The 24,539-nt window shown below is 68.4% G+C and carries 22 protein-coding genes; 12 read left to right on the forward strand and 10 right to left on the reverse strand.

Annotated elements, in window-relative coordinates; all coding sequences use genetic code 11:
- The first annotated feature begins 149 nt into the window (after positions 1–149).
- Positions 150–791, forward strand: a complete 642-nt coding sequence (locus ACFWUU_RS35750) for an SGNH/GDSL hydrolase family protein (RefSeq protein ID WP_380182455.1) — start codon at positions 150–152, stop codon at positions 789–791.
- Here the strand turns inward: ACFWUU_RS35750 and ACFWUU_RS35755 are convergent.
- The 4 genes from ACFWUU_RS35755 to ACFWUU_RS35770 all read right to left on the reverse strand — a co-directional run bounded on the left by ACFWUU_RS35755 (position 781) and on the right by ACFWUU_RS35770 (position 3,527).
- The gene (locus tag ACFWUU_RS35755; protein WP_380182460.1) at positions 781–1,236 is read right to left on the reverse strand and encodes a hypothetical protein; all 456 of its coding nucleotides are present in this window, start codon (positions 1,234–1,236) and stop codon (positions 781–783) included. The genes ACFWUU_RS35750 and ACFWUU_RS35755 overlap by 11 nt on opposite strands.
- The gene (locus ACFWUU_RS35760) at positions 1,233–1,724 is read right to left on the reverse strand and encodes an RNA polymerase sigma factor (protein WP_137259383.1); all 492 of its coding nucleotides are present in this window, start codon (positions 1,722–1,724) and stop codon (positions 1,233–1,235) included. The genes ACFWUU_RS35755 and ACFWUU_RS35760 overlap by 4 nt, the downstream gene beginning before the upstream one ends.
- Entirely contained in the window at positions 1,721–3,016 is a 1,296-nt protein-coding gene (locus ACFWUU_RS35765; protein WP_380182462.1) for an alpha/beta fold hydrolase, read from the reverse strand. The genes ACFWUU_RS35760 and ACFWUU_RS35765 overlap by 4 nt, the downstream gene beginning before the upstream one ends.
- Positions 3,017–3,095: 79 nt before the next feature.
- The gene (locus tag ACFWUU_RS35770; protein WP_380182464.1) at positions 3,096–3,527 is read right to left on the reverse strand and encodes a PadR family transcriptional regulator; all 432 of its coding nucleotides are present in this window, start codon (positions 3,525–3,527) and stop codon (positions 3,096–3,098) included.
- 321 nt (positions 3,528–3,848) lie between these two features.
- Between ACFWUU_RS35770 and ACFWUU_RS35775 the strand changes: the two genes are divergently transcribed.
- From ACFWUU_RS35775 to ACFWUU_RS35785, 3 genes are all read left to right on the forward strand, one after another.
- Entirely contained in the window at positions 3,849–4,235 is a 387-nt protein-coding gene (locus tag ACFWUU_RS35775) for a hypothetical protein (protein ID WP_380182466.1), read from the forward strand.
- A 75-nt stretch (positions 4,236–4,310) separates the two neighbouring features.
- On the forward strand, positions 4,311–5,135 hold the full coding sequence (locus ACFWUU_RS35780) for a MerR family transcriptional regulator (protein WP_380182468.1): 825 nt from the start codon (positions 4,311–4,313) through the stop codon (positions 5,133–5,135).
- Positions 5,135–5,992 carry a transglutaminase-like domain-containing protein gene (locus tag ACFWUU_RS35785; protein WP_380182470.1) on the forward strand — a complete coding sequence of 286 codons (858 nt, stop codon included), beginning with the start codon at positions 5,135–5,137 and terminating at the stop codon, positions 5,990–5,992. The genes ACFWUU_RS35780 and ACFWUU_RS35785 overlap by 1 nt, the downstream gene beginning before the upstream one ends.
- On the opposite strand, the gene ACFWUU_RS35790 is transcribed toward ACFWUU_RS35785, so the two are convergent.
- Complete coding sequence (locus ACFWUU_RS35790; RefSeq protein ID WP_380182472.1) at positions 5,985–6,845, reverse strand: alpha/beta fold hydrolase; 861 nt, start codon at positions 6,843–6,845, stop codon at positions 5,985–5,987. The genes ACFWUU_RS35785 and ACFWUU_RS35790 overlap by 8 nt on opposite strands.
- 17 nt (positions 6,846–6,862) lie before the next feature.
- A complete protein-coding gene (locus ACFWUU_RS35795; protein WP_380182474.1) occupies positions 6,863–7,456 on the reverse strand; it encodes a TetR/AcrR family transcriptional regulator in 594 nt (197 codons plus the stop codon).
- 49 nt (positions 7,457–7,505) lie between these two features.
- Here ACFWUU_RS35795 and ACFWUU_RS35800 point away from each other — a divergent pair, with 49 nt between their 5' ends.
- Positions 7,506–8,966 carry an MFS transporter gene (locus tag ACFWUU_RS35800; protein ID WP_380182476.1) on the forward strand — a complete coding sequence of 487 codons (1,461 nt, stop codon included), beginning with the start codon at positions 7,506–7,508 and terminating at the stop codon, positions 8,964–8,966.
- A 31-nt stretch (positions 8,967–8,997) separates the two neighbouring features.
- Here ACFWUU_RS35800 and glgP read toward each other — a convergent pair whose 3' ends face one another.
- On the reverse strand, positions 8,998–11,586 hold the full coding sequence (glgP, locus tag ACFWUU_RS35805; RefSeq protein ID WP_380182478.1) for an alpha-glucan family phosphorylase: 2,589 nt from the start codon (positions 11,584–11,586) through the stop codon (positions 8,998–9,000).
- A gap of 185 nt (positions 11,587–11,771) precedes the next feature.
- On the opposite strand from glgP, the gene ACFWUU_RS35810 reads away from it, so the two are divergent.
- The gene (locus tag ACFWUU_RS35810; RefSeq protein WP_380182480.1) at positions 11,772–13,760 is read left to right on the forward strand and encodes an alpha-1,4-glucan--maltose-1-phosphate maltosyltransferase; all 1,989 of its coding nucleotides are present in this window, start codon (positions 11,772–11,774) and stop codon (positions 13,758–13,760) included.
- Between the two features lie 395 nt (positions 13,761–14,155).
- On the opposite strand, the gene ACFWUU_RS35815 is transcribed toward ACFWUU_RS35810, so the two are convergent.
- Both ACFWUU_RS35815 and ACFWUU_RS35820 read right to left on the reverse strand, forming a co-directional pair.
- A complete protein-coding gene (locus ACFWUU_RS35815) occupies positions 14,156–15,322 on the reverse strand; it encodes a threonine synthase (protein WP_380182483.1) in 1,167 nt (388 codons plus the stop codon).
- An 11-nt stretch (positions 15,323–15,333) separates the two neighbouring features.
- Positions 15,334–15,930, reverse strand: coding sequence for a winged helix-turn-helix domain-containing protein (locus ACFWUU_RS35820; RefSeq protein WP_380182485.1), 597 nt, complete (start codon positions 15,928–15,930; stop codon positions 15,334–15,336).
- 293 nt (positions 15,931–16,223) lie between these two features.
- Here ACFWUU_RS35820 and ACFWUU_RS35825 point away from each other — a divergent pair, with 293 nt between their 5' ends.
- Entirely contained in the window at positions 16,224–20,603 is a 4,380-nt protein-coding gene (locus ACFWUU_RS35825) for a S8 family serine peptidase (protein ID WP_380182487.1), read from the forward strand.
- 56 nt (positions 20,604–20,659) lie between these two features.
- On the opposite strand, the gene ACFWUU_RS35830 is transcribed toward ACFWUU_RS35825, so the two are convergent.
- Complete coding sequence (locus tag ACFWUU_RS35830; RefSeq protein ID WP_380182489.1) at positions 20,660–21,232, reverse strand: winged helix-turn-helix domain-containing protein; 573 nt, start codon at positions 21,230–21,232, stop codon at positions 20,660–20,662.
- Between the two features lie 206 nt (positions 21,233–21,438).
- On the opposite strand from ACFWUU_RS35830, the gene ACFWUU_RS35835 reads away from it, so the two are divergent.
- The 5 genes from ACFWUU_RS35835 to ACFWUU_RS35855 all read left to right on the forward strand — a co-directional run bounded on the left by ACFWUU_RS35835 (position 21,439) and on the right by ACFWUU_RS35855 (position 24,168).
- A complete protein-coding gene (locus ACFWUU_RS35835) occupies positions 21,439–22,533 on the forward strand; it encodes an OmpA family protein (protein WP_380182491.1) in 1,095 nt (364 codons plus the stop codon).
- 104 nt (positions 22,534–22,637) lie between these two features.
- Entirely contained in the window at positions 22,638–23,237 is a 600-nt protein-coding gene (locus ACFWUU_RS35840; RefSeq protein ID WP_380182493.1) for a hypothetical protein, read from the forward strand.
- 16 nt (positions 23,238–23,253) lie between these two features.
- Complete coding sequence (locus ACFWUU_RS35845; protein WP_380182495.1) at positions 23,254–23,457, forward strand: hypothetical protein; 204 nt, start codon at positions 23,254–23,256, stop codon at positions 23,455–23,457.
- Between the two features lie 115 nt (positions 23,458–23,572).
- On the forward strand, positions 23,573–23,782 hold the full coding sequence (locus ACFWUU_RS35850; RefSeq protein ID WP_380182497.1) for a type II toxin-antitoxin system HicB family antitoxin: 210 nt from the start codon (positions 23,573–23,575) through the stop codon (positions 23,780–23,782).
- Positions 23,782–24,168, forward strand: a complete 387-nt coding sequence (locus ACFWUU_RS35855; RefSeq protein ID WP_380182499.1) for a type II toxin-antitoxin system HicA family toxin — start codon at positions 23,782–23,784, stop codon at positions 24,166–24,168. Before ACFWUU_RS35850 ends, ACFWUU_RS35855 begins: the two co-directional genes overlap by 1 nt.
- Positions 24,169–24,539: the final 371 nt, after the last annotated feature.

The following is a 24,539-nucleotide window of genomic DNA, read 5'->3' on the forward strand; positions in this document are numbered from 1 at the left end:
GCTGTTCACCTCTGGGGGGATCGATGTTCTTGCTGCAGCGAGGGCGTGAGCGGACTACGCCTATTGGGGCTTTACATCGCGGGATCATGCGGTGGGGGCAGGCTGAGCGGACCAGTTCGCGGTTGGCGATTCAGCGGTGGGTGGATGGCGTGGCGTACGTCGATGTGCAGGCGCGGACGTATGCGGAGTACTGGAACCGGCAGAACTCGGCCGCCCTGTCGGCCGACGGACCACTCTGGGTCGTGCTGGGTGACTCGACGGCACAGGGGCTGGGTGCCTCGTCGCCGCTGCACGGGTACGTCGGGCAGGTTCTCAATGCACTGCGTCGGAAAGGCACGCCGTGGCGGGTGCTGAACCTGTCGCGGTCCGGTGCACAGACGCGGCATGTGCTGGATGATCAGCTGCCACTGCTGGACGGACTGGCTCCGGCGCTGGTGACCTGTGGCATCGGCAGCAACGACATCCTCGCTACGCCACCGAAGCGGCTCCGCGACCACCTGCGCCAGGTGATCGACCGGCTCCCCTCCTCGTCGGTCGTGATGGACCTGACCGTTCCAGACCGGCTCTGGCGAGTAGGTGGAGCAGTCAGCCCGTACGTCGCCGGCATCAACCAGCTGATCAGCAACTCGGCCACATCCCGCGGACTGCCCGTCGCCGAGGTCTCCCGGTACGCCCGCCCGCCATGGCGCGGCATGCTCGCCCCAGACGCCTTCCACCCGAACAACCTGGGTTACCGCCGCCACGCCGACGCCCTGCTCGCCGCACTGCCGGCCGGCGTACTCAAGCCCTGAGCAAGCGCTCCAGACGCTCGAAGGTCCTCACACTCTCCTGCCGGACCCGGATCGGCACGATCGCCGCACGGCCCGGTACGCGAATGCCACCGGTAAGGGCGACACGAGTACCACCGCCCGGCTCGGCCGCGACCGCCATGCCGATGATCACGAACCGGCTCTGCAACCAGCACCACCCCGGCCGGAACTGCCCCACCAGCCGAGCACGTTGGCCGCGACGCCCCTTCGCCAGTACGACGACGCGGTCGCCGGAACGCTCGAGCACAGTCGCCGACACGAAGTCGGCCTGGATCTCGGCGAAGACATCCAGGTCGGCAAGCATCGCCTTCACCTGATCGGGATCGGCAGGCAGGACGCGCTCAGTCACCGCGGCACCGGGCACGCCCGCGGCGAGCGCGCGGAACCGCTCGACGTCGGTCAGTTCGATGGTCGGCCAGTCCGTCATGATCTCCACGCCTTCCGAAAGCTCGCCCGCGCCCGGTGCAGCCGCGACTTCGCCGTACCTGCTGGGACATCGAGTACGGCGGCCGCCGCCTCCTCGCCCATTCCTTCGAGGTCCCGCAGTACCAGGACCGCACGATGCTCCGGCGACAACCGCCGGAGCACATCCCGTACGTCGACCAGCAGCTGCGGATCGTCAGCCGCAGGCAGCTCCGACAACTCAGCCGGCTCCTGCCGCTGCCCGCGCTGTGCAACCCGAACCGCCTCGCGTACGGCGATCGCGCGAGCCCAGCCGAACAGCGCGGCCGGATTCTCCAGGCCGCGCAGTCCACGGAAGATCGCGATCAACGCCTCCTGCGCCGCGTCCGGGCCGTCGTTGAGCGCGATCGGCCCGCAGATCCTCCCGACGTACGGCGTGAGCGCGTCGAGCACGTCGTTCATCGCGACCGTGTCGCCGCGCTGCGCTGCGCGGACGAGTTGCTCGTCGATCATCTGACGAAGGCACTCAGCAACGGGGTCACCCGGTCCGCGCAGTCGACGGTGAGCGCGTGTCCACACCCCGGCAAGATCCGGACGGTTGCGTTCGGCAACAACTCTCCGAAGCGGGCGGCCTGCGCGACCGGCAGCACGGTGTCGTGGTCGCCCCACAGCACGAGCGTGGGCTGCCGCGTCGACGGGAGTGCTTTCTCGGTGACGCTCCAGTCGAGGCCGCGCTCGAGGGCGTACATGGATCGCACGTTGTCACGATACGTTCCGGGGATCCACATCGAGTCGACGAGCTGCGGCGTAACCAGGTTCTGGTGCACGAACAGGCTGCGAACCGCCGACTCGACCATGCTGCGGTTCACCGTGAGCTTGGCGAGTGCCTCGCCGATCAGTGGCTGTTTGAGGATCTCCCAGCTCCAGACGTCCGACACGTCCAGACCGGACGGGGCCAGCAAGACAAGCTTGCTGACCCTGTCCGGATGCTGTTGTGCATAAGCGAGTCCCCAGCCGCCGCTCCACGAGTTGCCGCCGAGTACGACGCTCTCGAGCCGCAGTGCGTCAAGGAACTGACCAATCGCGTTGGTCATGCCGTCCAGATCGAACGCGAACCGCTCGTCGTGCAGACGAGTCTCACCCTGGCCGGGAAGGTCTACGGCGTAGACGGTGTGGTCGTGTGCGAGAGTCGCGAGCTCGGCATCCCATGCAGTGGCAGGCGACGCGCCTGGTGCCAGAAGCACCACGGGCGAGCCGGTGCCGCGTTGCAGGTAGTGGAAGCGGGCCAGCGGCGTCTCGACGTACCGCGAGTGAGCCGACTCGGCCGGGTGTGCCTGCTCCGCCGGCTGGTAGACGTAGGCGATCAGCGTAAGCACTGTCACCACGGCCACTGGGCCGGCGACTACGGCTGCCTTCAGCCAGCGCACTCGCAGCAGCCTCACATCGGCAACACACAGCGCGATGCAGGCCGGTGTGTAGACCAGCAGATTGAGCCAATAGAAAGCGCTGTCGGTAAAGATCCACACCAGGCCGAATGCGGCCCGGGCGGCCAGCCCCGCTGCGAGGCCGGCTACTACGGCACGGCAGAGAGCGGACCGGTCGGACCGGAGTACCGCGAACGCCAGTAGTAGGTGCAGCGCTGCCAGCGGCAGCACCACCTGTGGAGCGAATGACAGTTCAACACCGAGGACCGCTCGGGAGAGTGATCGCTCGTCGGGCGCGGGCCAGGTGGCGCCGGTCGCCCAGTAGATGTGCAGCGCCGCAAGCAGGACATGCACGCCTGCGACGATTCTTCGAGACCCCATCCCGACCCCTCCTCAGATGTACCTGACATCTGCGAAGAGGAGTCGTTCGGTCAGGACGTTCCCTGCGGTGACGCAGGTCTCAGTCCTCGGGGTCCTGTTCGGTCTGGATCGGGGCGTCAGCCAGCAGCAGGTAGAGCGAGCGGCGTGCTTCGGCCAGGATCTTGGCAGCGGCGGTGCGCTGCTCTTCGGAGCCGGTGCGAGCGACCTGTCGAGTGGCTGAGGCCAGCTCGTCGAGCAGTCCGCGCAGGTCGGCGCCAGGGGCAGTGCTTGCGAACGGCGCGAACGGGTCGACCGACGTCTCGCGGCGCCCTTCGACGTACTCGCGACCGGCGTCGGTCAGTGTGACGAGCTTGCGGCCGGCTTCCGCGGTCACGGTGACCAGGCCCTCGTCCTCGAGTTGGTTGATGGTCGGGTAGATCGCGCCGGGGCTGGGGGTCCAGCGTCCGTCGCTGCGGTCTGCGATGGCCTGCATCAACTGGTAGCCGTGCATCGGCTCCTCGGCAAGCAGCATCAGGACGGCCGCTCGGACATCGCCGCGCGGGGCGCGACCACGGCCGGAACCGCGGCGTGAGCCACGCTCCGGTCCCCGGCCACCGCGGCCCCGGGGGCCACCGCGTCCGCCGTGCATCGGCATGCCTTCTCCCATTCGCGGTCCACCGCGACGGGGGTGATGGTGGCCGCCTCCGCGGCGGCCTCTGATCTCGTTGGGGGTGTTCATAATATCCTCCTCGATATTGTTCATGACACTAACGATATATCGTTACCGTCTTCTACACAACCCCCTTCCGGAAACTCGGTTGCGGGCGGCCCCCGCCGTACCGAACGTGGGGAGATGGACACCTTCGAGGAACTGATGGGTGAAGTGCTGTCGACCGCCGAGCGGTTCGGCCACCGCGAGCACGTGCGGCTGACCTGGCTCGCCGTACGACGTTGCGGGACGGCCGGCGCGGTCGATCTGGTCAGCAACGGGATCCAGCAGACGGCGCGCTACGCGGGCGCGCCGCAGAAGTACAACGCGACGGTCAGCCGGGCCTGGGTCGAGCTGACGGCGTACCACATGAACGAGGCGCCGGACGAGAGCTTCGACGAGCTCGTCGGCCGCAACCCGGGCCTACTGAACAAGCGCCTGCTGACGCACTTCTACGAACCGCGGACGCTTGCCTCACAGGAGGCCCGAGCGGGATGGGTCGAGCCCGATGTGAGGCCGTTCCCGGTGTGACACCCCCACAACCGCCACGAGCGAAGCGAGTGGCGGTCTTTACCTTGCCCTTGGGGCAAAGGGTTTGATGAGCGTGTGTTGACGATCAGTGAGTTCGGGAAGCGGGCCGGGCTTTCGCACAAGGCCTTGCGGCTGTACGACGTGTCCGGGCTGCTCGCGCCCGCTCAGGTCGACCCGGCCAACGGCTACCGCTTCTACGACGAAGCGCAGCTGGAGCGGGCCCGGCGGATCAGCGTGCTGCGGCAGTTGGACATGCCGCTGACCACGATCGCCGAAGTACTGGCGGGAACCGACGAGGAAGGCTTGATCCGGCTCGACCGCTGGTGGGCCGCCGAGGAGGCGACCACGGAGGCCCGGCGGTCGACGTTGCAGTACCTGCGCGACCGCCTGTCCCGATCCGGTACGCCGGGACTCGCGCCGCGGCCGGTGCTGACCCGCGACGTACCGGCGACCAAGATCGCGTCGATCCGTGCCGACACCAACCAGCAGCTGCTGGTCGGCGTGATCGTGACGTGCACCGACGAGATCATGTCGTACCTGACCGCCGCCGGCGCAAGCGCGACCACCGGGTCGTGGGTGATCTACCACGGCGCGGTGACGCCCGAGGGCGAGGCGACGGTCGAGGTGTGCGTGCCGTTCGACGGTCTCGTGGACCCGTCCGGCCGGATCGCGACCAGGGTCGAGCCGGCCCATCGGGAGGCGTACTGCACGATCACGATGAACGAGTGCGCGTACCCGCGGATCATGCTCGCCTACGACCTCGTGACGGATTGGGTCCGGGCCACCGGCGTACCCGAAGCGGGTCCGCCACGTGAGGTGTACCTCCCGGACTGCCAGCTGATCCCCCGCGACGAACCGGCCGTCGACATCGCTCTGCCCATTCTCGAGAGGAACGCCTGATGGACTACACGACCCAGACCCGGTTCAGCGACCCCGGCGACCACGCCGGACTGTTCGACGCGCTGCCGGACGACATCCCCGGAATCGCCGCGGTGGTTCGCAACCTGCTGATCCACTACCGCGGCGGCGGTATCGAGTTCACCGGCGAACGGCTCGCCGAGATCGACAATCGCTGGGTGTCGGCGATCCTCGCCACGGACCAGAAGCGCAACGGTACGGCGCTCGCCGTACCGCGGGAGCCGATCGATCGCGTCGTCGGGTGCTGCCGCGACTACACGCTCACGTTCGTGTCCGCGCTGCGGCACAAGGGGATCCCGGCGCGCAGCCGGATCGGGTTCGCGGACTACTTCACCGATGGATTCAACCCCGACCACGTGGTCGCGGAGTACTGGAACGGCGACCGCCGGGTGATGATCGACGCGCAGCTCGACCCGGCCGAGGACCGTCCGTTCGATGTGCAGGACATGCCGACCGGGCCGTTCCGGTCAGCCGCCGAGGTCTGGCTCGGGATCCGCGCCGGCGACCTTGATCCCGACCTCTTCGGTGTCGACCCCGGGATGCCGATCGGTGGCGGGTGGTTCGTGCGCAACTACGTGCACTACCAACTCGCACATCTGAACGGCGACGAGCTGCTGCTCTGGGACAACTGGGGTGCGATGTCGGACCGGCTCGACGGCGCCGATGTCGACCTCACCGACCGGATCGCGCACCTGATGGTTGCCTCTGACAACGGTGACGAGACCGCAACGAAGGAGGTCAACGAGCTTTACCGCACCGACCCCGAGCTGACCTTCGCCGGACGCTCGTTCATCACCTCGCCGACCGGCGCGCCGTTCGCCTGGATCGACGTCAACTGACGAGGTCTGCGACCACCTGGTCGATGCTGTTCAGCAGGGAGAGGTGGCCTTCGCCCGGCAGGAAGTGGAAGGTGCAGCCCGAGACGTGTGCGGCCAGCCAGTGGCCGTGGTCGGCGGGGACCATGCGGTCCTGATCGCCCTGCCAGATCGCCACCGGAGTGGTGATCTGATCCAGCCGGAAGCCCCAGTCCTTCACGAACGCCAGATCATCGTCGCGCCAGCCGGCGATGCTCTCGGCAACAGATCGACGCGACGAGGCCGCGAGCCAGTCCAGGATCGGACCGGTCATCGCGGCCTTGTCGACGTCGGAGACCAGATCGCCGAACGCGGCCGCGAGGTCTTCCGGTTCGGCACCGGCCAGCGCGCTCGACATTTCCTCGAGCACTGGCTCGAGCGCATCGCGCCCCTCGAAGGCTGCGCCGAACTCGGCAAGGTTCTCCTCCCCCATGCCGACCATGAAGTCGAGCCCGTCAGCGTCGGCCGGTCCCACGCCGGCCACAGAGGCCGCCGCGATGCAACGCTCCGGGAGCAGCGCCGCGCACGCCAGTGAGTGCGGTCCCCCACCGGACATGCCGATGCTGTAGAAGCGGTCGGCGCCGATCGCGTCGAGCAGGCCGGCGGTGTCGGCTGCCACATCCGCGATCGACCGCCCAGGGTGCGGGGTCGACGCGCCGTACCCGGCCCGGCTGGGGCTGACCAACCGCAGCCCGTGCCTCTCGGCCGCCTCCGCGAGCGGCGCGAACCGCACCGCAGCACCTGGGGTGCCGTGATGGAACACGAGCGGTACGCCGTCCGCCGGTCCCTCGATCAAGTACTCCAACTTGCGGCCATCGGCGAGCTGCACGAACTCCATGCCGGAAGCGTAGCCCGCTACCCGACCCCGTTGCGGAGGCCGTCGAACAACCGGTCCAATCGGGCGCGATGGTCGGCCGCCACATCAGCGTCTCCCGCGGTCACGCGGCGGGCAGTCTCGACGAGCACGGCGGTGTAGCCGGCGATGAAGAACGCGGCCAGGAGCTCCGGGTCGCCGTCGAAGTCCGGGTCGCGATCGAGCTCCTCGGTCAGGACCTGCTGCAGCTCGGCCGCGATCTCCCTCGACCGGGCGATCAGCGCGGGCGAGGCTGCGACGGTCCGGTAGAACGGGACGGATCCGTCCTTGACCCCGGAGAGCGCGTGCTCCTCGTCGAGGAGACGGACGGTTGCCTGCTGCAAGGACGTCAGTACGTCGGTGCTGCGGTCGCGTACGGCCGAACGCAGTACCTCGACCGCGTCGTCCGTGCGGTCCAGGAGCAGGTCCTCCTTGCGCGGAAAGTGCTTGAAGACGGTCACGCTCGAGACGCCGGCCTCGCGCGCGACCTCGGCGACTGTGACGCCGTCGAACCCGCGCTCGAGGAACAACTGCGTCGCGACGTCCGAGATCCGGGCGCGCGTCTGCGGCCCGCCGCGCGCATCGGTTCTAGGCATGTGACCTCACTCTCTTGTGTCACTAAGCTTAGTCAGTTAACTTAGTGGCATGACCTCAACCCAGACAACCGTCATAGCAGCTCACCGGCCCCGCTCGCTGCGGGACGCGTGGGTGGCGCTGGCCGGACTGTCCGCGGTGTTCCTGGTCGAGATGCTCGACAACTCGATCCTGAACGTCGCGCTGCCCACGATCGGGCGCGAGCTGCACGCCTCGACGACCGCGCTGCAGTGGGTGACAGGCGCGTACGCCGTGGTGTTCGGCGGGCTGATGCTCTCGTTCGGGGCGATCGCGGACCGGTTCGGGCGGCGACGGATCATGCTGGTCGGGCTGGCGCTGCTCGGTGTCGCGAGCCTGGCGACGGCGTTCGTGTCGAACGTGGAGCAGTTGATCGCCGTACGGGTGGCGATGGGGGTCGCCGCCGCGATGACGACGCCGGGGTCGCTGGCGTTGTCGTTCCGGCTGTTCGAGGACGACGAACTGCGGGTGCGTGCGACGACGCTGATCTCGACTGTCGGGCTCGTCGGGCTGGCGGTCGGTCCGACGGCGGGTGGTTTCGTGCTCGCGATCGCGCCGTGGCAGGTCCTTCTGCTGGTGAACGTGCCGATCGCCGCACTCGCTCTGGTCGGGGTGCGACTCGGGATCGCGGCGGATGTCGCGACCGAGCTGCACCGGGATCCGATCGACATCGCCGGTGCGGTGCTGGGTACGGCGACGATCGTGCTCGCGCTGGTCGCTCCGACGCTGTTCGTCAACGAGGGCGCTCAAGCGTGGTCTGCGTGGGCGACGACTGCGGCTGCTGTTGTTACGGCCGTCCTGTTCTACCTACGCGAGCGGTCGGCGCGGTACCCACTGCTCGACCCCAAACTCGTTGCCCACCCACTGGTCTCCAGCGGCCTGGCCTTCAAGGCCGCAGCGGGCCTGGCGACCGCCGGCCTCGGCTACCTCGTCACGCTGCAACTCCAACTCGACTGGGGCTGGTCCCCCGCGCTGGCCGCGATCGGGATGCTCCCGCAGGTTGTAGTGCTCGTCGCCGGCGGCGCGCTGATCGGCCCGTTCGTACGACGCGTCGGCCTTGGCCGTGCTGCCTGGATCAGCGCTGCTGCCGTGGTCTTCGGCCTGGCCGTCTACGGCTCCCTGAACCGCTTCGGCTACCTCTGGGTCGCGGTCGCTTTGGTGCTCGTCGCCGCCGGCATGCGCGTCGTCGGAGTGGTTGCCGGAGTCAACGTCCTCCGAGGCCTACCCGAAAACCGCACCACAATCGGCGCAGCCCTCACCGACACGGCCACCGAAGTAACCTCCGCCGCCGGCATAGCCATCTCCGGCACCCTCCTGGCCCTCCTCTTCACCGGCCCCATCACCACCCCCAACTGGACCACCCACCAAACCACCCAGTTCCACCAGGCAACCACCACCGCAGCCCTCACCCTCACCGCCCTAGCCGCAGCACTAGTTGCCTACGGCATCATCCGCACCCGCGGCGCGACACAAACAAACAACCCCGCCTGGTGAGGCAGGCGGGGTTGTGTCTTTTGTGTTGGGGTTAGAACTCCGAGCCGGCTGGGAGATCCGGGGTGGAGGGGTCGTCGGGGTCGGACGGGCCGGCGGCGAGGCCCAGTTCGGCGACGCTGGCCAGGCCGGCGTGGTTCGGGACGACGCGGACGGTGTAGCCGAACGGGCCGGTGCGGTCCAGTTTCAGTTCGCCCTCGTAGCGGTGGCGGTTGCCCTCGTACGTCTCGGCCAGCGACAGCGACGCCCGGACCGGGTCCGTGATCTCGTCGTTGGCGTCGACGCGACCGTGCAGGACCTCGACGCAGATGTCGGCCGGAGCCAGATCACCCAGCGCAGCGAACGCGCGGATCCCGACCGTCGTACCGAGCTGCGGTACGTCGCCAAGCCCCTGCAGCTCCACGTGGTCGACACGGATCTGCGGCCAGGCCGCAACCACCTTCTGCTTCCACGCCGCCAGTTCACGAGCACCGTCGTACGTCGAGTTGAGCGAGCGCGACGACTTCGCGGCCGGCACGTACAGCTGCTCGACGTAGTCGCGCACCATCCGGGTGGCGAGCACCTTCGGGCCGAGCTCCTTGATCGTGTGCCGGAGCATCTCGATCCAGCGGCCCGGGACCTCACCGTCGTAGAAGCGCGGCGCGACCTGCTTCTCGATCAGGTCGTACAGCGCGTGCGCCTCGAGGTCGTCGCGGCGGTCGGTGTCTTCGATGCCCTCAGCGGACGGGATCGCCCAGCCGAACTCGTCGTCGTACCACTCGTCCCACCAGCCGTCGCGGATCGAGAGGTTCAGCGCGCCGTTCAGCGCCGCCTTCATCCCCGACGTACCGCACGCCTCGTAAGGACGCAGCGGGTTGTTCAGCCAGACGTCGCAGCCCGGGTACATCGGCTGCGCCAGCGCGATGTCGTAGTCCGGCACGAACACGATCCGGTGCCGCACCTCCGGGTCGTCGGCGAAGCGGACCATCTCCTGGATCAGCTTCTTGCCGCCCTCGTCGTGCGGGTGCGCCTTGCCGGCGATCACGATCTGGACCGGCCGCTGCTGGTGCAGCAGCAGCGACTTCAGCCGGGCCGGGTCGCGCAGCATCAGCGTCAGCCGCTTGTACGACGGAACGCGTCGCGCGAAGCCCATGGTCAGGACGTCCGGGTCGAGGATCGAGTCGACCCAGCCGAGCTCGGCCTCGCTCGCCCCGCGGTTGATCCAGGACTGCCGGACCCGCGACCGGGTGTCGTCGATGAACCGCTGCCGGAGCAGCCGCTTCGTCTCCCAGATCTGCTGGTCGGTGGTCTTGTCCAGGCCGTCGAAGATGTTCTCGTCGGCGGTGTAGTTCGCGTACGTCAGGTCGTGGATCTCGCGTGCCACCCAGGTCGGCGCATGTACGCCGTTGGTGATCGAGGTGATCGGCACGTCGGTGGAGTCGAAGCTCGGCCACAGCCCGGAGAACATCCCGCGGCTGACGACGCCGTGCAGCTTGGACACGCCGTTGGCCCGCTGCGCCAGCCGCAGACCCATGATCGCCATGTTGAACAGCGCCGGGTCGCCGCCCTCGAAGTCCTCGGCGCCGAGCTCGAGGATGCGGTCGATCGGCACCTCGGGACCGAACACGTCGGCCGAGAAGTGCTGCTGGATCAGCTCGACCGGGAACCGGTCGATACCGGCCGGGACCGGGGTGTGGGTGGTGAACACGGTGCCGCCGCGGTTGACCTCGAGCGCGGTGTCGAAGTCGAGGTCCTTCTCGGCGGCCAGCTCGCGGATCCGCTCGACACCGAGGAAGCCGGCGTGGCCCTCGTTGGTGTGGAACACCTCGGGCGCCGCGTGACCGGTGATCCGGCAGTACGTGCGGACGGCGCGGACACCGCCGACGCCGAGCAGCAGCTCCTGGAGCAGCCGGTGCTCGGTGCTACCGCCGTACAGCCGGTCGGTCACCTCGCGCTCGGACGGCTCGTTCTCCTCGATGTCGGAGTCGAGCATCAGCAGCGGGACACGGCCGACCTGGGCGACCCAGATCTGCGCGTGCAGCTCGCGGTTGCCGGGCAGCGTCAGCGTCACAGTCGCCGGCGCGTCACCATCGCGCAGGAGGCTGATCGGCAGGCCGTCCGGGTCCACCAGCGGGTACCGCTCCTGCTGCCAGCCTTCACGGTTCAGCGACTGCGCGAAGTACCCGTGCCGGTACAGCAGGCCGACGCCGATCAGCGGTACGCCGAGGTCACTCGCCGCCTTCAGGTGGTCACCGGCGAGGATGCCGAGACCACCGGAGTACTGCGGGAGGACGTGGGTGATGCCGAACTCCGGGGAGAAGTAGGCCACCGCGTTCAGCGGCGATCCCGCACTCTGGAACCACCGGTCCTCGGTCACGTAGCTGTCCAGGTCGGCTACTGCCAGTTCCAGCCGGCGCAGGAAAGCGTGGTCGTTGGCCAGCTCGTCGAGCCGGGCCGCCGGTACCTCACCGAGCAGCTTGACCGGGTCACCGCCGGTGCTCCGCCACAACTGCGGGTCGACGGCCTCGAAGACGTCCTGCGTCTCCGGGTGCCAGGCCCAGCGGAGGTTGTTCACCAGGGTGCCCAGGCCGGTCAGCGGCGCAGGCAGGACAGGGCGGACGGAAAATCGTCGTATCGCTCGCACCGGGACACCGTACCGGGCCGGGGTGCGCAAAACACCTTCGGGATGCATCGATCTTGCAACGCGAGCAAGATTTTGCAGGCCCGTGTGGCACAGACGACTACTGGGAACCGATAACGTCAGTCCTGTAGTTCGGCAAACGTACAGAACCGTCGGATCGACATTCGGAAAGCGAGTTCACCTACGCCATGACTGGGCGCATCCCGATCACCGAGGTCACCCCGACCGTCGACGCCGGAGCGTATCCGGCCAAGGCGGCGGTCGGCGAGACGTTCACCATCGCGGCCACGGTTTTCCGCGAGGGCCACGACGCGGTGAACGCGAACGTCGTACTGACGTCGCCGTCGGGACAGACCAGACGGATGCTGATGAGCCCGGTGGGCCAGGGCTCCGACCGCTGGACCGTCGACGTGACGCTGCAGGAGCAGGGTGCGTGGACGTTCGCGGTCGAGGGCTGGAGCGACCCGTACGGCACGTGGCGGCACAACGCCGAGATCAAGGTGCCGGCCGGTCTCGACGTCGACCTGATGTTCGCCGAGGGCGCAGCGTTCTTCGATCGGGCGGCGGCCGGCGTACCGCCCGCGGTGCGCGCGGATCGCGGCACGTTGAGCGATGCCGCGCACGCGTTGGCGAACGGCGCGTTGCCGCCGGAGGCGCGCTTGGCCGCGGGCATCTCGCCTCAGGTCCGGGCCGCGCTCGGTCGGTACCCGGTGCGTGAGCTGATCACGTCGTCCGAGACGTATCCGGTGTGGGTCGACCGGACGCGTGCGCTGTACGGCAGCTGGTACGAATTCTTCCCGCGCTCCGAGGGTGCGAAGTACGACGAGGAATCGGGTCAGTGGACCTCGGGCACCTTCCGTACTGCGGCGCAGCGGCTCGAGGCCGTCGCGAAGATGGGCTTCGACATCCTCTACGTGCCGCCGATCCACCCGGTCGGCCACTCGTTCCGCAAGGGCCCGAACAACACCCTCGACCCGAAGCCGGGCGACCCGGGTTCGCCGTGGGCGATCGGCTCCGAGGAGGGCGGGCACGACGCGATCCACCCGGAGCTCGGCACGTTCGAGGACTTCGAGTACTTCGTCGGCCGCGCGCGCGAGGTCGGACTCGAGGTCGCGATCGACCTTGCCCTGCAGGCGTCGCCGGACCACCCGTGGGTGAAGGACCACCCGAAGTGGTTCGCCAAGCGCGCCGACGGTTCGATCGCGTACGCCGAGAACCCGCCGAAGAAGTACCAGGACATCTACCCGATCAACTTCGACGACGACCCCGAAGGCATCTACGCCGAGGTACTGCGGATCGTCCGGCTGTGGATCTCCAAGGGCGTCACGGTGTTCCGCGTCGACAACCCGCACACCAAGCCGGTCAACTTCTGGGAGTACCTGCTCGGCGAGATCCGCAAGACCGATCCCGATGTGGTGTTCCTGTCCGAGGCGTTCACGCGGCGGCCGATGATGCGCGAGCTGGCGAAGGTCGGGTTCCACCAGTCGTACACGTACTTCACCTGGCGCAACGAGAAGTGGGAGCTCGAGGAGTACCTCACCGAGCTCACCAAGGAGACCGGGCACTACCTGCGCCCGAACTTCTTCGTGAACACGCCGGACATTTTGACGGCGTACCTGCAGTACGGCGGGCCGGGCGCGTTCAAGATCCGCGCGGCGATCGCGTCGACGTCGTCGCCGGCGTGGGGTGTGTATGCGGGGTATGAGTTGTTCGAGCATGTCGCGTTGCGGCCCGGGTCTGAGGAGTACTTGGACACGGAGAAGTTCCAGCTGCGGCCGCGGGACTGGGCTGCTGCGGAGGCGGAGGGGCGGTCGTTGGCGCCGTACCTGACGCTCCTGAACAACATCCGCCGCCGGCATCCGTCGCTGCAGCAACTGCGCAACCTGTCCCTGCACACGGTCGATGACGAAGCAATCATGTGCTACTCGAAGCGGTCCACGGCGCCGGACGGGCACACGGACACGGTGATCGTCGTGGTCAACACCGACCCGCACTCGGTCCGCGAGTCGATGGTCCACCTCGACATGACCGCGCTCGGCATGCGCCCCGAGGACACGTTCACCGTGTACGACGAGATCAGCGGCGCAACCTGGCGCTGGGGCCAACAGAACTACATCAAACTGGACCCGAACGCCGAGCCCGCCCACATCCTCGCGGTACGCCGCGGCCAAGCCTGACCGGTGTGATGGGTGGGGGCTAGAAACCCCCTCGCGGTGCTACGCACGACTCCTTCGTCGCCGTGCTACGCGCCGCCCCACCCACCCCCGGGCTTATCGCCCGGAGCATCCCTTCCGGCTATCGCCGGAGGTGGCGAGCTGCCGCTCGCGGGCGAGTACACCCGGTCCGCGGCATGCTGTGATTCGTGAACGGATCGCACTCGGGGCCGGGGGCTTGACCGCTGCCGGGCGGGCGCGGCTGGGTGTGTGCAGCTGCACCCGAAGCGATCGACGTGGCGGTCGATCGCGGGCTCAGCCGGCAAACCGTCACGACAGCGGCAGCACGCGGCGATAAGCCCGAAAGGGAATGCACCGCGATGAGCGGGGGTGGGTGGGAGCGCGGGGGGCCGACTACATCAGCTCGGCAGCGGCACGGTCTCCGGGTATTTGAGGCCGGCGCCGGTGTTGAGGGCTACTACCTGGTCGTCGGCTCGGATCCAGCCGGATTCGCGCAGCGTGCGGATGGCGGCGAAGTTGGCTGCGCCTTCTGGGCAGATGAAGGAGCCTTCCATCCGAGCCACCTTGTGTTGTTCCGCGAGGATGTCTTCGTCGTCGACGGCGACCGCGCAGCCATCCGTCTCCGCGATCGCCTGTAGGACGAGGAAATCGCCGAGCGCCTTCGGGACGGTGATGCCGAAGGCAACAGTTTTCGCGTCCGGCCACGGTTCGCTCTCCGGCAAACCCTTCTCCCACGCGCGGACGATCGGCGCGCACCCCGTCGATTGCACGGCGACCAGCCGCGGCAGCGGCCCCGAGATCCAGCCCAGCTCGCGCAGTTCCAGGAGGCCCTTCCAGATGCCGATGATGCCGACGCCGCCGCCGGTCGGGTACACGATCACGTCCGGCAACTCCCAGTTCAGCTGCTCCGCGATCTCCAGCCCCATCGTCTTCTTGCCCTCGATGCGGTACGGCTCCTTCAGCGTCGACGCGTCGAAGTACCCGGGCTGTTCCCGCACGTACGCCGCCGCATCTCCGATCAGCCCGTCGATCAACTGCAGCCGACCACCCACCACCGTCACCTCGCGCCGGCAGATCTCCGGCGCCGCGATCGGCATCGCGATCAACGCCTCCATCCCGGCGCGCGCGGCGTACGCGGCCCACGCGGACCCGGCGTTCCCGTTCGTCGGCATCGCGATCTTCCGTACGCCGACCTCGTACGCGCGCGACACCCCCACCGCCGCACCGCGCGCCTTGAAGGTACCCGTCGGGATCAGCCCCTCGTCCTTCATCAGCAGACGATCCACCCCGAGCTCAGCGCCGTACCGAGGCAGAGGCAGCAGCGGCGTCATCCCCTCCCCCAGCGTCACCACGTTGTCCGGCGACCGCACCGGCAGCAGCTCGTGGTACCGCCACAGGTTCGGTGCTCGATCAGCCAACGAAGCAGGCGTCACCGTCACCGACGGCAGGTCGTACCGCGCGAGCAACGGCGACCCGCACGGGCACAGCCCGATGATCTGGTCGGCGTCGTGGGTCGCTCCACAACGAGGGCATTCGAGATGACTCAGCGCAGAGAAGGAGGTCACATCCGAAGAAACTACCCCGCGCGCAGATCGGTGATCATCGGGCGTTGGTGATCCGTGAGACGGAAGCCGATCCCACGGACGGCGTCGATGGTCACCGTCGTACCGAGTTCGTCGAGTTTGCGACGCAGCCGCTTCACCACCGAGTGGACGTCGGCGGTGCCGCGGACGTTGAGGTCACGCCAGACGGTCTGGTGCAAAGCGTCGTACGACCAGACCCGCAGCGGCGTCGACATCAGCCGGGTCAGCAGATCGTGCTCGAGGTCGGTCAGCTGGATCTCGCCGCCGCGCCAGCGGGCGACCGAGCGGGCCCGGTCGATCGTGAGTACGTCGGCGTCCGGCTCCTCCACCGTGGCTCGGACCGCGGCGGCATCGACCGCATCGGGCTCCGGCGGTTCGGGGCGCTCGGGCGCGGCGGGCGGTGGCTGCTGGGCGGGAACCAACAGTCGGCGCAGTTCGTCGAGACTGGAGACCAGCAGCAACGGTGCGACGTCGTCGACGAGCTCGGCCAGGCGGACGCGCTGCTCAGCAGAGGCCGCGACCGCGATCAGCAGCGGGAACGGCTCTTCGTCGGGTCCGGTCGTGGTCAGGTCTATACGGGCGGTGACCATCTGATCACGATGTCAACCTCTGCCTCAGATCGTCAACGGATTGCCAGCCTTTGCCCAGGTTGCCTCGATTCGCGCGACAGCTAGTCACATCTTGCTCACCAGGTGTGCTTGTTACCACGTTGTTCTGACACATAGATTCCTCGTCAGGCTTGCGGTGTCACATGCCGCGACCTGGGGGGCACAGAGCGTCTTCGCGCCCTCCTGCAGCAAATGACTCGGGGGAGTCGAGCTCGGGGTCGTTCAAGTGAGGGGCTGCAGAGATGTCACATCCACGAAAGGGACTCGCCAGATCCGTGGTGAGCACCCTGGCGGCGCTGGCCGTCGTCGCGACCGGGATGGCCGCCGCCGGCCAGGCCCAAGCGTCACCGCCGACCAAACCGGAAGCCACGCCATCGCCCGCCGCCAAGATCAAGCCGGAGCTGAAGGCACAGCTGGAGGGCAAGGAAGCCAAGTCCGCGACGGACTACTGGGTCCGTTTCGGCGCGAAGGCCGACCTGACCGCCGCCAGCAGGATCACCAACTGGAACGAGCGCGGCACGGCTGTGGCCGCCGCGCTGAAGGAGGCCGCAGCGGACAGCCAGGCGTCGATTCGCGCCGAGCTGGACGCGCAGCACGTGAAGTACCAGGCGTTCTGGGGCACGAACGCGATCCGGATCGAGAGCGGATCGCTGGCCCTGGCGCAGGACCTGGCCACCCACAACGAGGTCGAGGGCCTGTACGCGCCGGTCCAGATCGAGGTACCGAAGGTCACGCCGGGCCAGCAGGAGAAGGCGATCCAGGCCGTCGAGTGGGGCGTCGCGAACATCAAGGCGAACCAGGTCTGGTCGCAGTACGGCGACAAGGGTGAGGGCATCGTCGTCGCCAGCATCGACACCGGGGTGCAGTACGACCACCCGGCGCTGGTGAACCAGTACCGCGGCAACAACGGTGACGGCACCTTCAACCACAACTACAACTGGTTCGACGCGGCCGGCACCTCGCCGAACGCACCGTCCGACGGCAACGGCCACGGCACCCACACGATGGGCACCATGGTCGGCGACGACGGCGCGGGCAACCAGATCGGTGTCGCCCCGGGCGTGAAGTGGATCGCCGCGAACGGCTGCTGCCCGAGCGACGCCGCGCTGATCTCGTCCGGCCAGTGGATGCTCGAGCCGACCGACCTCGCCGGGCAGAACCCGGACGCGAGCAAGCGGCCGAACGTCATCAACAACTCGTGGGGCTCGACCCTGCCGTCGAACGACCCGTTCATGGAGGACATCACCCTGGCCTGGACCGCGTCCGGGATCTTCGGTGCGTTCGCCAACGGCAACAGTGGTGAGGGCGGCTGCAACACCTCCGGTTCGCCGGGCAGCCTGACCAGCAACTACTCGGCCGGCGCCTACGACATCAACAACAACATCGCGTCGTTCTCCGGTCGCGGGGTCGGCCAGGACGGCACCATCAAGCCGAACATCTCGGCCCCCGGTGTCAACGTCCGGTCCAGCCTGCCCGGTAACACGTACGGCGCTTTCAACGGTACGTCGATGGCAACGCCACACCTGACGGCAACTGTCGCCCTGCTGTGGTCGGCATCGCCGTCCCTGAAGGGTGACGTCGCGGCCACGCGCGCGCTGCTGAACCAGACCGCGATCGACACGCCGAACAGCCAGTGCGGCGGGACCGACGCGAACAACAACGTCTTCGGTCAGGGTCGTCTGGACGCACTCGCGCTGCTGAACGCTGCCCCGATCGGCGACACCGGCACGCTGTCCGGCACGGTCACCGCCGCCACCGGTGGCGCTGCCCTCGCGGGCGCCAGCGTGACGGTGCACCAGGACGGTCAGGCCGACAAGACGCTGACCACCAGCAGCAACGGCACGTTCTCGTCGGTGCTTCCGGCCGGCGACTACACGCTCACGGTCGCGTCGTTCGGGTACAAGACCCAGACCGCCACGGCCACCATCACCACCGGTCAGACCACCACCAAGAACTTCGCCCTGGAGAGCACTCCGCAGGTGAGTGTCGGTGGCACCGTCACGGACGGCTCCGGCCACGGCTGGCCGCTGTACGCGAAGGTGTCGGTGGAGGGCCCGGGTGGCGTGTTCGACTACACGACCCCGAGCAACGGCCGCTACAGCCTGAAGGTCCCGTCCGGTGCGGCGTACTCGCTCAAGGTCGAGTCGAAGTACCCGGGCTACCAGACCGTCAGCCAGCCGATCACGGTCGGCAGCGGCAACCTGACCAAGAACATCTCGGTACCGGTCACCGCTGACTCCTGCACCACCGCGCCGGGCTACAAGTACGGCTCGGACGGCGTCTACCAGACCTTCGACTCGGGTGCGACCCCGAGCGGCTGGAACCTGGTCGACAACAAGGGCAACGGCCAGGTGTGGCAGTTCAACGACCCGGGCAACCGGACCAACCTGTCCGGCGGCAACGGCGGCTTCGCGGTCATCGACAGCGACCACTACGGCCCCGGCGGTTCGCAGGACACCTCACTGGTCAGCCCGGTGGTCGACCTGAGCTCGGTCACCGCTCCGGTGATCCGGTTCAACCAGGACCTCAACTGGCTCGGCGGCGAGAAGGCCGACGTCGACCTGTCGATCGACGGCGGCGCCACCTGGGCCAACATCCTGACGCAGGCCGCGGACGCCCGTGGCGTCAAGGAGATCGCCATCCCGCAGGCGGCGGGCAAGTCCGCCGTACAGGTGCGGTTCCACTACTACGACGCGTCGTACGAATGGTGGTGGGAGGTCGACAGCGTGCTGATCGGCAGCCAGATCACCTGTGAGCCGAACGGCGGCGGTCTCGTCGTCGGCAACGTCAAGGACGCCAACACCAGCGCTTTCGTGAACGGCGCGGTCGTCACCCGTGACGGCTCGTCGGAGAGCGCGACCACCGTCGCGACGCCGGAGGACACCGGCCTGAACGACGGCTTCTACTGGCTGTACTCCTCCGTGGACGGCGACCAGGGCTTCACCGCCAAGGCCGGCAACTACGTCAGCTCGACCGCGACCGTTCCGGTCGAGGCCGACTGGACCACCACGGCCGACTACACGCTGAAGGCCGGCCAGCTGTCGGTCACGCCGGGCAGCATCACCGGCAACCTGAAGCTGCCGACCGGCACCGTGACCAAGTCGTTCAAGGTCACCAACACCGGCGGCGCGGATGTCGACGTGAAGTTCGGTGAGAAGGACAGCGGCTTCGTCCTGGAGAACGCGAACGGCACCAAGACCAGCAAGGCCGAGGTGGAGAGCGGGACCGGCGCGCCGCTGCAGCGGATCGCCGTGAACACCTCGTTCGCCCGGATGATGTCGGGCAAGACCGGCACCGCGCCGGTCGCCGCGAAGCCGCAGGCGGCTCCGTGGGCAGACATCGCCGACTACCCGGCGACCGTGATGGACAACCGGGTCGTCAACCTCGACGGCAAGGTCTACTCGATCGGCGGCGGCAACGGCAGCGCGTCGACGGCCAACAGCTACGTGTACGACCCGGCCACGCTCGCGTGGACCGCGATCGCCCCGCTGCCGGGTGCTCGCAACGCCATCACCGTCGGCGTCGTCGGCGGCAAGATCATCGCCAGCTCCGGCTGGGCGGACGCCGGCCCGGCGCCGGAGACCTGGTCGTACGACCCGGCCGCCAACGCCTGGTCCGCACTCGCTGCCAACCCGGCTCCGCGTGCGGCTGCCGGTGAGGCTGTGCTCGACGGCAAGCTGTACGCCGTCGGCGGTTGCACCACGTCCGGCTGCACCCCGATGAGCAACACCGTGGTGAGCTACGACGCGGCCAGCAACACCTGGGCCACGCTGGCGAACTACCCGCAGTCGGTCGCGTTCGCATCCTGCGGCGCCATCGACGGCAAGCTGTACTGCGCCGGCGGTAACGACGGCGTGAACTCGCTGAAGTCGGCGTACGTCTACGACCCGGGAGCAGACTCCTGGACCGCGATCGCGGACGCTCCGGCCGACCACTGGGCGGCGTCGTACGCCGTCGCCGGTGGCAAGCTGCTGATCGTCGGCGGCGTCCAGGCCGGTGCGGTGACCAACGCAGGGTTCTCGTACGACCCGGCGGCGGACAGCTGGACCGCGCTGCCGAACTCCAACCTGCCGCGGTACCGCGGTGGCGCGGCGTGTGGCTTCTACAAGGTCGGCGGCTCGTCCGGCGGCTTCACCGCGACCGCGGACAGTGAGGCCCTGCCGGGTCTCGAGGACTGCACCGAGTCGTCGGCCGACGTGAGCTGGCTGTCGCTCGACAAGACCGAGGCCACGCTGGCCCCGGGACAGTCGACGACCGTCAAGGTCACGCTCACCGCGAATGTCGACCAGCCCGGCGCCTACACCGGTGCCGTGACGATCGGCGAGAACACCCCGTACAACGTCGCAGCGGTCGGCGTGACGATGAACGTCACCCCGCCGAACACCTGGAGCAAGCTGCTCGGCACCGTCACGGGCGTCAGCTCGTCCGGCGCCACCGCCGCCCTCCCGGGTGCGATCGTCGAGGTGGACTCGTGGGCGCAGTCGTACACCTTCATCACCGACAAGGACGGTAAGTACGCCTACTGGCTCGACCGTCGCAACAACCCGCTCACCCTGATCGCCGCCAAGGACGGCTACAAGCCACAAACCCGTACGACGAAGCTCGTTGCCGGCACGCCGGTCACCGAGAACTTCGCACTGAAGTCGATCAAGTAGTCAGGCAGTAAAGAGCTCGGCCCCCGGACCGCATGGTCCGGGGGCCGAGCCCTTTCTCAGGCCGTCGGGAGAAGGTGGAAGCCGACGCCGCGGACCGCGTGGATGGTGACGGTGGCGCCGAGGTTCGTGAGCTTCTGGCGCAGGCGTTTGACGACCGAGTGGATGTGCGAGCCGTGGCCGAGGTGCTCGTTGCCCCAGACCGCGTGGTGCAGACGCTGGTACGTCCAGACCCGTCCGGGCTCTGTCACCAGGCAGTGCAGGAAGTCGTGCTCCAGCCGGGTCAGCGGCATCTCGCGGTCCTTCCAGCGGACCACGCGGCGGTCGACGTCCAGCCGCAGTTCGGCCACCGGTTCTGGCACCGCCCTGATCGGCTTGGCGACCGGTGCGACGGTGGGAGCCAGCACTGCCGAGCTCGGCGCGATGCTGACTCCGGTGAGCTCCAGGAACGCGCGGGCCTGGTCCGCGCTGGACACCAGGAGCAGTGCGTCGGCTTCACCGAGCAGACGAGCCAGGTGTACTCGTTCGGCCGTGGACGCGGCCACGCCGATGATCAATGACGAATCGGACGACCTCTCCATCGACTCCATCGACACCACAGCAAGCCCCTCCCACTCGATCCGGCCCGCCATAAGTACGGTTCACGGCGCGAACTAAGTCAAGGGATTCACTGCGCACCGAGCTGGCACATATGCGTCCTGTCCGAGACAGGACAGCTCCCCAGACGGCTTCCGCAGAAGGAAAAACGGCGACGCTCCCCGTTGGAGTGTGCGGAGCCGGGGCGATGCGGAGTAGTCTCCTCGCGCACGGCCACTCTGATCGCATCCACGGAGGAACAGTGCCCGGTCTGGTTCGGCGGCCGCTCGTCATCTGGTTGCTGGCGGCCCTCGCAGTACCTGTACTGCTGACGGCTGTGCTGATTCCCGCCAGGGCCGGCACCACCGAGGACGATCTGCGCGACCGTACGGTCGCCGCGCTGAAGGCCCGCGGGATCGAGAACGCAGCGGTCGATTTCGACGGCCGGGACGCGAAGATCGTCGTACCTGATGCGGTGGATCCTGCGCAGGTGCAGGAGATCGCGGCCGGGGTCGAAGGAGTTCGGTCGGTCCGGATCGAGGGTGGGGCCAGTCCGACGCCGACACCGACGGCGACGAGTGCGCCGACGGAGGAGTCCGCCGTACCGGCGTTCGAGGTCGGGCGGACGGATCGGTCGATCCGGGTGCAGGCGCCGGTGAAGAGCCAGGCGGTGAAGGACGCGTTCTCCGCGGAGGTTGAGCAGTTGCTCGGCCCGGACCGCGAGTACGACGACCGCACCACGATCGACCCGGCCAACGGGTTCGCCGATGCGGCGACGATCTCCGCGCTGCTGCGGGCGCTCGCGATCGGGACGGGCGACGCTTCGGTGCGGTACGACGGGGACACGGTCACGCTGTCGGGCGAGGTGCCGGACCAGGCGACCAAGGCGACTGTCGGACGGGCCGCTGCGAAGGCGGTGCCCGGCGCGGTCGTGGCCGACCAACTGCAGCTGCCGGCGCCGTCGAAGTCGACGGTGAGCGAGCCGTGCCGTACGTTCCCGACCCGGCTGGCCGAGTTCAGCCGGCAGTACAAGATCAACTTCCTGTCCGGTACGTCGATCGTGAACGACGCGTCGAAGCCGTCGGTGGCGCGGGCGGCCGCCGTACTGAAGTCGTGTACGACGATGCGGGTCGAGGTTGCGGGTCACACCGACGACCTGGGTTCGCCGGCGACCAGCCTGCCGTTGTCCGAGCGTCGCGCCGCCGCGGTGAAGGCGGAGCTGGTGCGGCTCGGGGTGAACGCGGACCGCATCCTCGCGCACGGGTACGGGCAGGCCTTCCCGATCGCTTCCAACGCCACCGGCGCCGGGCGGATCGCGAACCGCCGGGCCGAGCTCCGAGTAGTGCAGGGGAACTGAATGAGTTGGCTGATCGCCGAGACCTGGATCCTGCTACTGGTCGCCTTCGTCCTGGGCAGCGCGGCCGCGTGGCTTGTACATCGCCTGGTGAGGGAGGCGCGCGGATGAGCTGGCTGTTACGCCACAACTGGCTGTGGTCGATGCTCGCGTTCTTTCTCGGTGCGGCGATCACGTGGGTCCTGCTGGATCGCCGCAAACCCGCCGCCGCTCCCCCGCTCGAAGAGCCCGCACTCGAGCCAGAGCCAGTGCTTGTTGGCGCCACAGCATCCCAAGCAGCCCCAACACCACACCCCACCCCGGCCGCTCCAGCCACCCCGGCAGCACGGGCGACCCCGGCAGCGCCGGCGAGCCCAGCTGCACCGGCCGCTCCGGTCCGGGAGACGGTCGAGCCGGTCTTCTCTCGGGTGATGGACTCTGAGCCGACCCTGTTCGACGCGGAGATGACTGCGCCTGAGCGGCAGGCGACCGTGGTGCAGCCCGGGCGGTACGGCGAAGGTTCGGCCGAGGCGGTGCCGCACCAAGGGCCGCCGGACGGGTTCACGATCAAGGGCAACGCGCAGTCGAAGCTGTTCCACACGCCGGATTCGCCGTACTACGGGCGTACGAAACCTGAAGTGTGGTTCCGCTCCGAGGCCGATGCCGAGCGGGCCGGCTTCACGAAGTACACCCGCCGCCCCCGCAAGTCCGCGGACCCCCGCGACTGACCACGAGGAGACGCAGTTGCCCGAGCTCCACGTCCCCTACGTCGTCGAACAGGACGAGGACGGCACCTGGCTCGCCGAGGCAGCCCTCACCCCCGACATCTTCCTCCAGGGCGAAGGCGAAACCCGCGAGCAAGCCCTGGAAGACCTCCGCACCTCAATAACCCAAGCCACCACCGACACCGGCATCCCCGACCACCTGGTAATCACCCTCCCCGACTGACCCACCCCCAGCCCTACGATCGCAACAACACTCAGCAGCCAGGAGGCCAGGAAGTCGGCGTGCCCGAGCAGTTGGTGGTGACGGTCGAGGACGCCGCGGGAAAGAGGGTTGGACTGTGAAGAGCGAGGTCACTGTCCCCTACACGATCGAGCAGGACGAGGACGGTGTTTGGTGCGCGCACGCGCTCCTGCGCCATGGCGTCGGCGCGAACGGTGAGGGCGATAGCCCGGAAGCAGCCGTCGAGGATCTCCGAGAGGCACTGACCGGACTGATCAAGTCGTTCGGGGTGCCGAACCTGATCACCGTCACCGTCGAAACGCCCTGATGGCCAGCAACATCCCGGCGATGCGCGGCGCCGACGTCGTCGCCGCTCTCGAGAAGTGGGACTTCACCGTCGACCGGGTCGAGGGCAGCCACCACATCATGAAACATCCGGACGGTCGCGGTACGACCGTGCCGGTGCACAACCGGGACGTGGCCAAGGGCACGATGGGCAGCATCATGCGAGACACCGGCCTGACGGCCGAGCAGCTCCGCAACCCGAAGCTGGCCAGGCGCCAAGCGCGGGAGTTGACCCCGCAGGAGGTCGCCCAAGGAAGCGCGCCCGCGGCACAGGCCGTGCAGTCCGGGGACGGAACAGGTCGCCCCGGCGGGCGCGGGGCAGCGAGACAGCCGTCGCGGGAGAAGGGCGAGCGAGGCCGCCGCAGGTAGCTCGCATTGCCGAACAAGGGAGAGAGGCCGATGGAGCCGGACGCGACGGAACCCCTCGAGCCGGATCAGGTGTTCACGGCTGAGGAGTTGCTCAGGCAGCGGGACCCGCGGGACGGGGTCGCGGATGCCAACGGGGCGGTCAAGAGACGGCCCCGGTTGCGCCGCGGAGCCGGTCGGCGAAGTACCGCGCAGGGGGCCGAACGGCAGAACGAAGGCCGTCGTCGCTGAGTGAGTGCGTGCCTATTTGCTTGTACTGGCAAAGGGCCGTCAGACTATGCGGAACGCCTTGCGGGACCGTCCGACCGACGGCGTCACCACATCACCGGAAGCGTCCGGATCTACGTACTGCTCCTTTTAGGTGCGCCCTGGTG

The organism is Kribbella sp. NPDC058693, assembly GCF_042715335.1.
Classification (GTDB): domain Bacteria; phylum Actinomycetota; class Actinomycetes; order Propionibacteriales; family Kribbellaceae; genus Kribbella; species Kribbella jiaozuonensis.

Bases quoted from the DNA above. Each gene is read 5' to 3' on its own strand.
- ACFWUU_RS35830 (WP_380182489.1), bottom strand. From the start codon at position 21,232: ATGGCGGGCCGGATCGAGTGGGAGGGGCTTGCTGTGGTGTCGATGGAG.
- ACFWUU_RS35785 (WP_380182470.1), top strand. From the start codon at position 5,135: ATGGACTACACGACCCAGACCCGGTTCAGCGACCCCGGCGACCACGCC.
- ACFWUU_RS35840 (WP_380182493.1), top strand. From the start codon at position 22,638: ATGAGCTGGCTGTTACGCCACAACTGGCTGTGGTCGATGCTCGCGTTC.
- ACFWUU_RS35790 (WP_380182472.1), bottom strand. From the start codon at position 6,845: ATGGAGTTCGTGCAGCTCGCCGATGGCCGCAAGTTGGAGTACTTGATC.
- ACFWUU_RS35820 (WP_380182485.1), bottom strand. From the start codon at position 15,930: ATGGTCACCGCCCGTATAGACCTGACCACGACCGGACCCGACGAAGAG.
- ACFWUU_RS35775 (WP_380182466.1), top strand. From the start codon at position 3,849: ATGGACACCTTCGAGGAACTGATGGGTGAAGTGCTGTCGACCGCCGAG.
- ACFWUU_RS35800 (WP_380182476.1), top strand. From the start codon at position 7,506: ATGACCTCAACCCAGACAACCGTCATAGCAGCTCACCGGCCCCGCTCG.
- ACFWUU_RS35770 (WP_380182464.1), bottom strand. From the start codon at position 3,527: ATGCTGCTTGCCGAGGAGCCGATGCACGGCTACCAGTTGATGCAGGCC.
- ACFWUU_RS35755 (WP_380182460.1), bottom strand. From the start codon at position 1,236: ATGACGGACTGGCCGACCATCGAACTGACCGACGTCGAGCGGTTCCGC.
- ACFWUU_RS35760 (WP_137259383.1), bottom strand. From the start codon at position 1,724: ATGATCGACGAGCAACTCGTCCGCGCAGCGCAGCGCGGCGACACGGTC.
- ACFWUU_RS35765 (WP_380182462.1), bottom strand. From the start codon at position 3,016: ATGGGGTCTCGAAGAATCGTCGCAGGCGTGCATGTCCTGCTTGCGGCG.
- ACFWUU_RS35810 (WP_380182480.1), top strand. From the start codon at position 11,772: ATGACTGGGCGCATCCCGATCACCGAGGTCACCCCGACCGTCGACGCC.
- ACFWUU_RS35795 (WP_380182474.1), bottom strand. From the start codon at position 7,456: ATGCCTAGAACCGATGCGCGCGGCGGGCCGCAGACGCGCGCCCGGATC.
- ACFWUU_RS35855 (WP_380182499.1), top strand. From the start codon at position 23,782: ATGGCCAGCAACATCCCGGCGATGCGCGGCGCCGACGTCGTCGCCGCT.